Annotated in this window: 12 protein-coding genes; 9 read left to right on the plus strand and 3 right to left on the minus strand. The window is 47.5% G+C overall.

Annotated features, from left to right (window positions below; genetic code table 11):
- The first annotated feature begins 38 nt into the window (after positions 1-38).
- From P7M01_RS01145 to yedF, 5 genes are all read left to right on the plus strand, one after another.
- On the plus strand, positions 39-449 hold the full coding sequence (locus P7M01_RS01145) for a formate hydrogenlyase maturation HycH family protein (RefSeq protein WP_317482787.1): 411 nt from the start codon (positions 39-41) through the stop codon (positions 447-449).
- Positions 449-907: a hydrogenase maturation peptidase HycI gene (hycI, locus tag P7M01_RS01150; protein ID WP_317482788.1), complete on the plus strand. Its 459-nt coding sequence runs from the start codon at positions 449-451 to the stop codon at positions 905-907. The genes P7M01_RS01145 and hycI overlap by 1 nt, the downstream gene beginning before the upstream one ends.
- Positions 908-1,056: 149 nt before the next feature.
- Positions 1,057-3,210: a formate dehydrogenase subunit alpha gene (gene fdhF, locus P7M01_RS01155; protein ID WP_317482789.1), complete on the plus strand. Its 2,154-nt coding sequence runs from the start codon at positions 1,057-1,059 to the stop codon at positions 3,208-3,210.
- 267 nt (positions 3,211-3,477) lie between these two features.
- Positions 3,478-4,695, plus strand: coding sequence for a selenium metabolism membrane protein YedE/FdhT (gene yedE / locus P7M01_RS01160; RefSeq protein ID WP_317477489.1), 1,218 nt, complete (start codon positions 3,478-3,480; stop codon positions 4,693-4,695).
- Positions 4,696-4,713: 18 nt separating this feature from the next.
- Entirely contained in the window at positions 4,714-4,983 is a 270-nt protein-coding gene (gene yedF / locus P7M01_RS01165; protein ID WP_317477488.1) for a sulfurtransferase-like selenium metabolism protein YedF, read from the plus strand.
- A gap of 53 nt (positions 4,984-5,036) precedes the next feature.
- Here yedF and hypA read toward each other — a convergent pair whose 3' ends face one another.
- From hypA to prfB, 3 genes are all read right to left on the minus strand, one after another.
- Positions 5,037-5,378 carry a hydrogenase maturation nickel metallochaperone HypA gene (hypA, locus tag P7M01_RS01170; protein WP_317480230.1) on the minus strand — a complete coding sequence of 114 codons (342 nt, stop codon included), beginning with the start codon at positions 5,376-5,378 and terminating at the stop codon, positions 5,037-5,039.
- Between the two features lie 63 nt (positions 5,379-5,441).
- Entirely contained in the window at positions 5,442-6,953 is a 1,512-nt protein-coding gene (gene lysS / locus P7M01_RS01175) for a lysine--tRNA ligase (RefSeq protein ID WP_317482790.1), read from the minus strand.
- 106 nt (positions 6,954-7,059) lie between these two features.
- Positions 7,060-8,158 (minus strand): peptide chain release factor 2 gene (prfB, locus tag P7M01_RS01180; RefSeq protein ID WP_317482791.1). Its coding sequence is split into 2 segments (ribosomal slippage): positions 7,060-8,082 and positions 8,084-8,158, totalling 1,098 coding nucleotides; the frame shifts between segments, so codons are not numbered across the junction.
- 178 nt (positions 8,159-8,336) lie between these two features.
- Here prfB and dsbC point away from each other — a divergent pair.
- The 4 genes from dsbC to P7M01_RS01200 all read left to right on the plus strand — a co-directional run bounded on the left by dsbC (position 8,337) and on the right by P7M01_RS01200 (position 12,328).
- Complete coding sequence (dsbC, locus tag P7M01_RS01185; protein WP_317486318.1) at positions 8,337-9,026, plus strand: bifunctional protein-disulfide isomerase/oxidoreductase DsbC; 690 nt, start codon at positions 8,337-8,339, stop codon at positions 9,024-9,026.
- 204 nt (positions 9,027-9,230) lie between these two features.
- Positions 9,231-10,973: a single-stranded-DNA-specific exonuclease RecJ gene (recJ, locus tag P7M01_RS01190; RefSeq protein ID WP_317482793.1), complete on the plus strand. Its 1,743-nt coding sequence runs from the start codon at positions 9,231-9,233 to the stop codon at positions 10,971-10,973.
- Positions 10,974-10,976: 3 nt separating this feature from the next.
- Positions 10,977-11,639 (plus strand): thiol:disulfide interchange protein DsbA/DsbL, encoded by a 663-nt coding sequence (locus P7M01_RS01195; protein WP_317481943.1) that lies wholly within the window; start codon positions 10,977-10,979, stop codon positions 11,637-11,639.
- Positions 11,636-12,328 carry a 5'-methylthioadenosine/adenosylhomocysteine nucleosidase gene (locus P7M01_RS01200; protein ID WP_317477481.1) on the plus strand — a complete coding sequence of 231 codons (693 nt, stop codon included), beginning with the start codon at positions 11,636-11,638 and terminating at the stop codon, positions 12,326-12,328. Before P7M01_RS01195 ends, P7M01_RS01200 begins: the two co-directional genes overlap by 4 nt.
- The last annotated feature ends 18 nt before the right edge of the window (positions 12,329-12,346 follow it).

Below are 12,346 nucleotides of genomic sequence, written 5' to 3' on the forward strand. Positions count from 1 at the left end.
CCGCTCACCGGATTCGGCGTAAATTTGAGGAAATCGACATGGCGACTAAGGTAATTTTCTATTTGTTAAATCAACGTTTTGTGGAAAATGAAAGCAAAATCCCCGAAGAAGCGAAAGACGTAATGTATTATTCGTTAGCTATCGGGCATCATGTGGGCGTGATTGATTGCTTTAAAAAATTGATCACGGCGGATTATGACGATTATCGCCAATTTGTGAATTGCTTTCCCGAAAACGGTGAAGCGCGCCGCAAGCTGGCGGGATTAATGAAATTCGGCGAAATCGTCATCGACAGCAGCCATGTGAATTTACTGGCGCGGGCGTTGGATGAAATTAAGCCGAATTTGACCGCACTTCATCGCGAATGGGCGGAAATTTTACTGGACACGCTGGTCTCCATTCAGCGCGAACCGGTGATGTATGTGATGGTAAAACGGAGAGACGAATAATGGCGGCGAAGAATGTGGTGCTCACGGTGGGCAACAGCATGATGGGCGACGACGGCGCCGGTCCGTTGCTGTATCAACTGCTCCGGGATAATCCGATTGAAGGCTGGGAAGCGGTGGACGGCGGTTCTGCGCCGGAAAATGCGGTCCATGTGGTGCGCGCGTTGCAACCGGAAAAGCTACTGATTGTGGATGCTACGGACATGGAGTTGGAAGCGGGCGCGCTGAAAATTGTGGATAAAACGTTAATCGGCGAGATGTTTTTTATGAGCACTCACAATATGCCGCTGAATTTTTTAATCGAGCAATTAGAGCAGGATATTCCGCATATTATGTTTGTAGGCGTTCAGCCGGATTTGGTGTCTTTTATGTTTCCGATTTCGGAAAAAGTGAAAAGTGCGGTAGAAAATTTGTACGTTTTATTGAAAGAAAATCGTCTGCATGAAATCGAATCGCTTTAAGGTTTAAATTGAAAAAACTTTGCGTTAAATCAAAAAGCCTACAATTTGTGGGTGAATGGTTCGAATTTAAGAGTATGATAACTTTTGTCGGCTAATCATTTTGAGTGATTAACTTATTGTTAACATTAAGCAGTAACAAGGACATCGCTATGAAAAAAGTTATCACGGTTTGTCCGTATTGCGCTTCGGGTTGTAAGATCAATTTGTTGGTGGAAAACAACAAAATCGTAGGAGCCGAAGGCGCGAACGGAAGAACCAATGAAGGCGAACTTTGCCTTAAAGGATATTTTGGTTGGGACTTTGTTCACGATACTAAAATTTTAACTCCTCGTCTGACTCAACCGATGATTCGCTATAAAAGAGGCGAAGCGTTTACGCCGGTAAGTTGGGACGAAGCCATTTCTTACACCGCCAAACGCCTTTCCGAAATCAAAAACAAATACGGCAATGAATCCATTATGGTAACGGGTTCTTCCCGCGGACCGGGCAACGAAGTGAATTATGTGATGCAGAAATTCGCTCGTGCGGTGTTAGGAAATAACAATATCGACTGTTGTGCGCGCGTTTGACACGGCCCTTCTGTAACAGGTCTGCTCAAATCGGTCGGAAACGGCGCAATGTCTAATTCAATCGTTGAGATTGAAGACACCAAATGTGTATTTATCTTCGGTTATAACGCTTCGACTTCTCACCCGATTGTGGCGAGACGGATTAATCACGCCAAAGCAAAAGGCGCGAAAATCATCGTTTGTGACCCGCGTAAAATCGAAACCGCACGTATTGCGGATATTTACGCACCGCTCAATAATGCAAGTAACGTCGCATTTTTAAATGCTATGATGAATGTGATCATTGAAGAAGGCTTGCAGGATCAAAAATTCATTGACGAACACACGGAAAAGTTCGATGAATTTCGTGAAATCATTCAATCTTACACGCCGGAATCCACTCAACACATCACGGGTATTGAACCTGAAATGTTGCGTGAAATCGCCCGCACTTACGCTAAAGCGGAAACCGCAACCATTCTTTGGGGCATGGGCGTATGTCAGTTCAAACAGGGTGTAGAAACCGTGCGCGCTCTGGCAAGTCTTGCCATGCTGACGGGTAATCTGGGTAAACCGAATGTGGGCGTGAATCCGGTGCGCGGTCAAAATAACGTACAAGGCGCGTGCGACATGGGCGCACTGTTCAACACGTTACCGGGCTATCAACGCTTGGATGATCCGGTCGCCATGGCAAAATTCGCCAAAGCTTACGGCATTCCCGCGATGAATCCGAAACCGGGCGTTCCGTTGAGTGAAGTACCGGAAGCCATTATGGAAGATAAAATCAAAGCTTTCTATATTATGGGCGAAGATACCTTGCAAACCGAGCCGGATATTAATGCGGTGAAAAAAGCCTTCGAAAAAGTGGAATTTCTGATTGTACAGGATATTTTCATGACGCAAACGGCGGCGGAGGCGGACGTGTTATTGCCGGCGACATCCTGTGCCGAACACGAAGGGGTGTACAGCGCGGCGGACCGGGGTTTTCAACGTTTCTACAAAGCGGTGGAACCTGTCGGCAATGTGAAAGACGACTGGCAAATCATCAGCGAAATCGCGACGGCCATGGGTTATCCGATGCACTACAATAACACCAAAGAAATTTGGGATGAATTGCGCTCGTTATGTGATTTGTACAAAGGCGCCACTTACGAAAAAATGGAAGGGCTGGGTTATATTCAATGGCCTTGTACTGATGAAGGCCCTGAAGATCAGGGCACCAGCTATTTGTATAAGAACCAGATTTTTGACCGTCCGAACGGTAAAGCGGAATTTTTCGCCTGCGATTGGGAACCGCCGATGGAATCGTTAACGGAGGAATTCCCGTTGATTCTGTCCACTGTGCGTGAAGTCGGGCATTATTCCTGCCGTTCCATGACCGGAAACTGCCGCGCATTAGCCGCGCTTGCGGATGAGCCGGGGTATGTTCAGATGAACGATCAGGACGCAAAAGAACTGGGCATTAAAAATCACGATTTGGTTTGGATTTCCTCATCGCGCGGAAAAGTGATTTCCCGTGCGGATGTGAGCAGCCGTACCAATAAAGGCGCTTGTTACATGACCTATCAATGGTGGATTGGTAAATGTAACGAATTAACCGCGGAACATTTGAATCCGGGTTCCAGAACGCCGGAATACAAATACAGCGCGGTGCGTATCGATAAAATCGAGGATCAACGTTGGGCGGAACAATATGTTGTTAACGAATACACCAAGTTAAAAACTCGCTTAAAAGAGACCGCACTTGCGGTTTGACGTTAGTCTTCGGTCGATTAGCGGGCGAGCTTTTATGTTCGCCCGCTTTTTTAACGACAAATTAAGATCCGTTAATTCATTTATTTAGTTATTTGCCCCGATTGCAAATTTGGTTATAATCTGGCTGCTTAACCGCATATCATTAATATATCGCAAGTTTTGTGTATAGGAAATGAGCAAATCAAATTGTTTGTCGCACTCAATTTCAGTTTTTTCATCATATACCTTTCTTGCAAATCGTTAACTTTTCTTAGGATTTAAGAACCTATGTTAGAGATTTGGCAACAGTTCAAACAAAACTATCTGATTAAATATTGGAATCCCGTCGCGGCCGTGATCGCAGCCGGATTGATTTCCGCCTATTATTTCGGCGTGACCGGCACTTATTGGGCAGTGACCGGCGAATTTACCCGTTGGGGCGGGCACATGCTGCAGGCTTTGGGCGTGGATGTTACGGAGTGGAGTTACTACAAAATTATCGGCATGGACGGTACGGTGTTTACGCGTGTTGACGGCCTGATGATTTTGGGGATGTTTGCCGGCTGTATTTCGGCGGCGCTATGGGCGAATAACATCAAATGGCGCAATCAGCCGCATAAACGCCGTATTTTTCAGGCGTTGGTCGGCGGTGCGTTGGCGGGATTCGGCGCGCGTCTGGCGATGGGCTGTAATCTGGCTTCATTGTTTACCGGTATTCCGCAGTTTTCCGTACACGCTTGGTTTTTTACTATTGCCACCGCGATAGGAACATATTTCGGGGTTAAATTTACCCTGTTGCCGATGTTTCGAGTGAAATTGCAGCTGAAAAAAGGTGCGGCAAAACTGGATGAAACGGATCCGAAACGGGCGTCCCGCCGTTTTCGGCTTGGCATGCTGGTTTTCTTCGCTTATTTTATCGCTTCGCTGTATGTGATGCAGTCTTCCGTTAAATTGGGATTTGCCATGCTGTGCGGTCTGGCGTTCGGTTTATTGATTGAGCGGGCGCAAATTTGTTTCACTTCCGCCTTCCGGGATTTGTGGGTAACCGGACGGGCATATATGGCGAAAGCGATCATTTTCGGCATTCTCGCCGGTACCGTCGGCGTATTTTCTTATATTCAGCTTGGCGTGCCTGCGAAAATCATGTGGGCGGGGCCGAACGCAATTATCGGCGGATTATTGTTCGGCTTCGGCATCGTACTGGCCGGCGGTTGCGAAACGGGTTGGATGTATCGCTCAATGGAAGGGCAAGTGCATTTTATGTGGGTCGGCGTAGGCAATGTGGCCGGTTCGACGCTGCTGGCATATCTATGGGACGATATTGCGCCTGCATTGGCGCTGGATTATGAAAAACTTAATTTACTGAAAGAATTCGGCCCGGTGGGCGGATTGCTGGTGAATTATGCGTTATTGATCGCTTGCCTAATTGCCGTGCTGTGGTGGGAAAAACGTTTCTTAGCCAAAGCAAAAGCCAAAATTGCCAACGCATCAATAAATTTAACTTAACCGAGAGGAGAACTTACTATGGCGTTTACCGTTATACAGAAATTGGATAAAGATCCGCGGGAGATTACTCCTGATTACACGTTGGACACTTTGGGCGAACCTTGTCCTTATCCAGCGATCGTCATGCTGGAAACCATGCCGCAATTGCAAAAAGGCGAAATTCTGGAATTGCTAAGCGATTGTGCTCAATCGATCAATAATATTCCGATCGATACTAAAAATCACGGTTATACCTTACTGAGCGTGGAACAGGACGGCACGAAATTACGTTACTTGATCCAGCGCTAAACAAATCGGAGAGCGGATTATAGGTTTTCACCTTGGCTGTCATTATCTCAATGCTATTTGACGGCCATTTCCTTAATTCGGAATTCGGTGCCGCTTTGGCGCTGCAGATGTACGCCTTGACAACGCGGGCAGCAATCCTGATAAGCCGCGACTTCTACTTCCTGCTGGCATTGCCAGCACCATGCGCGCACGGGGAGATGAACGAAATGCAGGCGGCAATGCTCGGCAACCGTATCTTTGCGCATAATTTCAAAGCAAAATTCCAACGCACTTTGTTCCACGCAGGATAACGCGCCGATTTCCAGCCAAATATCCGTAACTTCACGAAAACCGTGCTGCCGGTGTTGTTGCTCGATAATTTCCATGATGTTTTGAGTAAGAGACATTTCGTGCATAAAATCTCCTTAAAATTGCCCGCACTTTTTGTATAAAGTGCGGGCGATTTTTGATGAGTTTTTTTATCCTTTGTGCTTCATCGCCGGGAATAAAATGACATCACGAATGGACGGCGCGTTGGCGAAAAGCATGGCCAGGCGGTCGATTCCCAAGCCTTCGCCCGCCGTTGGCGGCAGACCGTGTTCCAGTGCGGTTACGAAGTCGTCGTCTTTGAACATGGCTTCATCGTCGCCCGCATCTTTCGCCGCCACTTGCGCGTCGAAACGTTCCGCTTGATCTTCCGCATCGTTTAATTCCGAAAAGCCGTTACCGATTTCGCGACCGCCGATAAATAATTCGAAACGATCGGTCACCTCCGGATTTTCGTCGTTACGGCGCGCCAGAGGCGAAATTTCCGCCGGATGCGCCGTTAAGAAAGTCGGTTGAATCAAATGATGTTCCGCCACTTCTTCAAAAATCGCATTGACGATCGAACCTAATCCCCAGGATTTCTGGATTTCGATGCCGAGTTTGGTCGCCGCCGCTTTGGCGCGCTCGAAATCGTATAAATCTTCTTTGACGATACCTTTTTCCGCGCCGTATTTGAGTACGGCATCGTGCATGGTGATGCGTTCGAAAGGTTTGCCGAAATCGAATTCGTATTCGCCGTAAGGCACGATTGTGGTGCCTAAAATATCAACGGCTAATTTGCGCAATAATTCTTCGGTGTTATCCATTAAATCGTGGTAATCCGCATAGGCCTGATAGTATTCAATCATGGTGAATTCAGGGTTATGACGCACGGAAACCCCTTCGTTGCGGAAGTTGCGGTTGAGTTCGAACACCCGTTCAAAACCGCCCACCACTAAACGTTTTAAGTAAAGTTCCGGGGCGATACGCAAGTACATATTGATGTCCAGCGCGTTATGGTGCGTCACGAACGGACGTGCCGCCGCGCCGCCCGGAATCACTTGCAGCATCGGGGTTTCCACTTCGATAAAGCCTTTGCCGATGAAGTATTCGCGAATGCCTGCGATGACTTTTGAACGAATCACAAAAGTTCGACGGGATTCTTCGTTAGAAATTAAGTCCAGATAGCGTTGGCGATAGCGGGTTTCCTGGTCGCTTAAACCGTGGAATTTATCCGGCAACGGGCGAAGGGCTTTGGTTAATAATTGCACTTCATGCGCTTTTACGGTGAGTTCGTTGGTTTTGGTTTTGAATAAGGTACCTTTGATTCCCACGATGTCGCCTAAGTCCCAGTTTTTTACATCTTCCGCATAAACGCCTTCGGGGAGGTTGTCACGGGCTACATAAAGCTGGATTTTACCGCTCATATCCTGAATGGTGATGAATGTGGCTTTGCCCATGGTACGACGGGTCATAATACGACCGGCAACGGCGACATGAAGGTCTTTTTCTTTTAATTGTTCGCCGTCCGTTTCATCGTATTGGCTATGTAAATCCTGCGCTAACGCATCACGGCGGAAGGTGTTCGGAAAGGCGTTACCTTTGGCGCGCAATGCCGCCAATTTTTCGCGACGGACCGCCATTTCACCGTGAAAATCTAATTCTGTATTTTGTTGTTCTGACATTTTTGGTTACCTTGTATTTGTAGCGGGCTTGCCGCCTCGCCGTTTACATTTTTTAAATATTTGATTGAATTGAGATAGAGTATGGGCGGATTGATCCGCCCTGAGGCTATAAGCCCGCTTTCAAACTGGCTTCGATGAAACGATCCAAATCGCCGTCCAACACCGCTTGAGTATTGCGATTTTCCACGCCCGTACGCAAATCCTTAATGCGGGAATCGTCCAGCACGTAAGAACGGATTTGACTGCCCCAGCCGATGTCGGATTTAGAATCTTCCAGAGCTTGTTTATCGGCGTTTTTCTTTTGCAATTCCATTTCGTACAGCTTGGCTTTCAACTGTTTCATACATTGATCTTTGTTTTTGTGCTGAGAACGATCGTTTTGACATTGCACCACAATACCGCTTGGAATATGGGTAATTCGCACCGCACTTTCGGTCCGGTTGACGTGCTGACCGCCGGCGCCGGAGGCGCGATATACGTCGATACGCAAATCCGCGGGATTGATTTCGATGTCAATATTATCGTCAATTTCGGGATAAACGAAAGCCGCCGCAAAAGAAGTATGGCGACGGTTGTTGCTGTCGAACGGCGATTTACGCACTAAACGGTGAATACCCGTTTCGGTGCGCAGCCAGCCGAACGCATATTCGCCCGATATTTTTACCGTCGCGGATTTTAACCCCGCCACATCGCCGTCGGACACTTCCATCAATTCGGTTTTAAAGCCTTTGCTTTCCGCCCAGCGCAAGTACATCCGCAACAACATTTCCGTCCAGTCCTGCGCTTCCGTACCGCCGGAGCCCGCCTGTAGATCCACGTAACAATCGCAGGCGTCATGCTCGCCGCTGAACATGCGACGGAATTCTAATTTGGCTAACTGTTGTTCCAGTTCCTCTAATTCGGCGACGGCTTCGTTAAAGGTTTCTTCATCTTCGCCTTCAACGGCTAATTCCAACAGACCGTCCACATCTTCCAGCCCTTGATCGAGCTTTTTAATGGTATCCACAACCGCTTCTAAGGAAGAACGTTCCTTACCCAAAGCCTGCGCTTTTTCCGGCTCGTTCCATACATCCGGCTGTTCCAGTTCGGCATTGACTTCCTCTAAACGTTCGACTTTAGCGTCGAAGTCAAAGATACCCCCTAAGCACATCGGTGCGGGAGGTTAAGTCTGCAATTTTGTGTTTTACAGGATTAATTTCAAACATTGTCTTGATTTCACTGAGAAAAATAAGGCGTGATTATAGGCTATTTCAGGCGTTTTTTCTACACCGTTTGCGGTTTAAATCGCGGATATTAATGAATCTTTCCTTGTACAATTATGCAATCCCGTTATAATTCGGGAATTTATTCAGGCGGATTCAGGCACAAAACAGGAAACGAATCATGGGAAAAACTTCATTTTTTTTGACCGCACTTTCGGCGCTGACGCTGTCCGTCAATGCGATGGCGGACGACGCGGCAATTCACAAAAATCTGAAAAAATTAGGCGCGAAACAAATTGAGATTAAACCTTCGCCGATCAAAGGGTTAAAAGCCGTAAATACGGAAGAAGGAATGTTATACGTCAGCGAAGACGGCAAATACGTACTGCAGGGAAAATTGTTCGAATTAACCGACAAAGGGCCGGTGGACGTGACGGCGAAATCCCTGATGGGCACGCTGGAAAGCTACAAAAGCAGCATGATTGTTTATCCGGCTAAACAGGAAAAGCACGTGGTGACGTTTTTTTTCGACACGTCATGCGTATATTGTCGCAAAATGCATGAACAGATTAAAGAATACAATGACTTAGGCATTACCGTCCGTTATTTGGCGTTCCCGCGCGGAGGCATGGATGAAAACGCGCACAGAATGGAAGCGGTTTTTACCGCGCCGGATAAGATTCAGGCGTTTAATGATGCCGAAAACGGTAATTTTCCTAAACAGCTGAAAATGCCGGATGTGGTGAAAAAGCATTATGAGTTGGGCGTGAAAATGGGCGTACGCGGTACGCCGAGTATCGTTACCGCAAGCGGCGAATTAATCGGCGGATATTTGCCGCCCGCGCAGTTGCTGGCGGCACTGAAAGAATAGCCCTTACCGCCTTTGGCTTGAAAAAAAGTCAGCACCGCCTATAATGGGCGGGAAACAGTTCTTTTTTGCTGTGGTATGAAAGGGAAGGTTTTTCCGTTTGATAAAATTTCGGCGGAACAATCTTAGGTATGCAGCATTGTGAATAGAAGATTGAGAAAAGCTGTTGTATTCAACGGCTTTTTGTTTTAAGAGTTATAACCATTCGTGAAAAAAATTATTCAACGACGTCCATTGCCGAACGGAATATCCGTTTGTAGCGATCCTTTGCTGGATCGGCTTTACCGTTCCCGTCATATCCAAAACGCACAAGAATTGGACCGCACTTTAGCCTCTATGCTGAACCCGAATTTGCTGTCCGGCATGGAAAGTGCGGTCAATTTATTAACGGAATTTCAACAACGCAAGATTGTGATTGTCGGTGATTTCGATGCCGACGGCGCCACCAGTACGGCATTGACGGTATTGGCTTTGCGCAGTCTGGGTTTCGCCGATGTTCATTTTTTAATTCCAAACCGTTTTGAACAAGGCTACGGGCTCAGTGTTGCGGTGGCGGAAATGGCGGTGCGACAGGGCGCCGAATTGGTTATTACCGTGGATAACGGCGTGTCTTCCCATGAGGGCGTGGATTATTTAAAACGGCACGGCGTAAAAGTGCTGATAACCGATCACCATTTACCGCCGGAAACTTTGCCCGCCGCCGATGCGATTGTGAATCCGAATCTGAACGGTTGCACATTTCCGTCTAAATCGCTGGCGGGTGTCGGCGTGGCGTTTTATGTCATGCTGGCGTTGCGCACTAAGTTACGGGAAATGGGACAATTTGATAGCAAAACTCAGCCGAATTTCACGGAACTTCTGGATATTGTGGCATTGGGCACTATCGCCGATGTGGTGCCGTTGGATCAAAATAACCGCATTTTAGCTTATCAAGGCTTGGCCAGAATTCGGGCGCAACGTTGTCGTTACGGCATTCAGGCATTGGTGGAAGTGGCGAATAAAGACATCCGTCAACTGACGGCCGGTGATTTGGGCTATTCCATTGCGCCGCGTTTAAATGCGGCGGGGCGGTTAGATAATATGTCCATCGGTGTCGAATTATTGCTGGCGGACTCCATGGAACAGGCGCGCGCTTTGGCGTTAGAGCTGGACGATTTAAATCAAACCCGCAAAGAAATCGAGCAAGGCATGAAGCAGGAAGCGCTGGATATTTGCCGAAATCTGACCGCACTTCGGCAGGAATTACCGCTTGGTGTCGTGCTGTATCAGGCGGATTGGCATCAGGGAGTATTGGGGATTCTGGCTTCGCGTATTAAAGATCAGTTTCACCGTCCCGTGATTGCTTTCGCGCAGGATAGCGACGGCGTATTGAAAGGATCCGCCCGTTCGGTGGACGGCGTGCATATGCGCGATTTGCTTGAACGCGTTCACAGTCGCCATCCCGATATGCTTCTGAAATTCGGCGGACATGCCATGGCGGCGGGATTAAGCATTCGCGAACCGTTATTTGAGCGCTTCCAGCAGGTTTTCAATGAAGTCGTGACAGAATGGCTCGGCGATGACGAACTAAAAGGTACGCTGTGGACGGACGGTGAATTAACGCCGCCGCAATTGAGTATCCAAACCGCCGAAATATTGCGTGCCGCCGGCCCTTGGGGACAGGCTTTTCCGGAACCGGTGTTTGACGGTGAATTTAAAATTCTCCAGCAACGGCTGGTAGGGGAGCGGCATCTCAAAATGTTGGTGGAACCTGCGCAAGGCGGGCAATTATTGGACGCCATTGCCTTTAATATCGATACTCGCAGTTATCCCGACCTTTCGGTGCATGCGGCAAAATTGGTTTATAAATTGGATATTAACGAATTCCGCGGTAATCGCGACGTGCAGTTGTTGGTGGATTATATCGAACCCGTGGCGAATGAGTTTAACGGAGCAAATCAGGCGAAATAAACGATGAAGTTCTGGCCTTATTTTTTATTACTGTTATTGATTCCAACCGCCTTTGCCAAAAATGCGGCGGAGTCTTCTCGTTTTGAAAATCCGCGCTTTAAGGACGGAAAAGATTATTTTTCCTACAGTTCGCCGGTTAAAATTGATGAAAAAACGGACAATAAAATTTTAGTACAGTCTTTTTTTGATTACGATTGCCGAAATTGTTCCGACGTTCAGGATGTATTGGAACTTTACGCCCAACTTAATTCGAACAGCGTCATGGTAAAAAATTACCCGGTTGCGTTACCGAAAGCGCAGTTTTCGGCGCGTACCTTTTACAGTCTTCAGGCGGTTGGACGGGAGGATGTGGCGGACAGTCTGTTGCTGGAAACTTCCGATAAGCAAATGTACAATAAATTATCAAAAATGGATAATTTATTGAAATGGCTGGAAAAAAAAGGTGTGGACGGGCGAACGTTCAAAGAAATGTATAATTCGCCGGAAATTGCCGCCGCCCTGAACGATATGGTGGAAATGACGGAAAAATACGGCGTGTTTACCTATCCTTTTGTGGTGATTCAAGGGAAATATGCCTTAACGAACAGTACTTTATATAATGACGATTACACCTTTGCGGTGATGGATTATTTAATTAAAGAATTAACGAGAGAAAAAGCGGAATGAAAATAGGGATTGTCGGTGCTATGGCACAGGAAGTGGAAATTTTAGCCGGTTTAATGACCGATAGAACCGTAACTAAAGTGGCAAGTGCGGTCATTTTTGAAGGCAAAATTGAGGGAAAATCCGTGGCATTGTTACAGTCCGGAATCGGCAAAGTTGCGGCTGCAATCGGTACAACCGCATTGTTACAGGGTTTCCGCCCCGATGTGATTATCAATACCGGTTCTGCCGGCGGCGTGGCTCAAGGCTTGAAAGTAGGCGATATTGTGATTTCCACGGAAACCGCTTACCACGACGCGGATGTGACGGCGTTCGGTTATGCCAAAGGGCAGTTGCCCGCTTGTCCCGCCACCTTCAAATCGCACGAAAAATTGACCGCACTTGCCGAAAAAATCGCGCAAAAACAAGGGCATAATGTGAAAAAAGGATTAATTTGTTCCGGCGATAGTTTTATTGCCGGCGGTGAACGTTTAGCGCAGATTAAAACGGATTTTCCGCAAGTGACGGCAGTAGAAATGGAAGCGGCGGCGATCGCCCATGTTTGCCATGTTTTCGGCGTGCCTTTTGTGGTGGTGCGGGCCATTTCCGATGCGGGAGACGGCGAAGCCGGCATGTCCTTCGAAGAATTTTTGCCCATCGCCGCCAAACAATCTTCCGATATGGTTTTGGGAATGTTGGCGGAATTGGAATAGCAATCGGTTTATTAAAAA

The organism is Exercitatus varius (assembly GCF_029577735.1).
Taxonomy (GTDB): domain Bacteria; phylum Pseudomonadota; class Gammaproteobacteria; order Enterobacterales; family Pasteurellaceae; genus Exercitatus; species Exercitatus varius.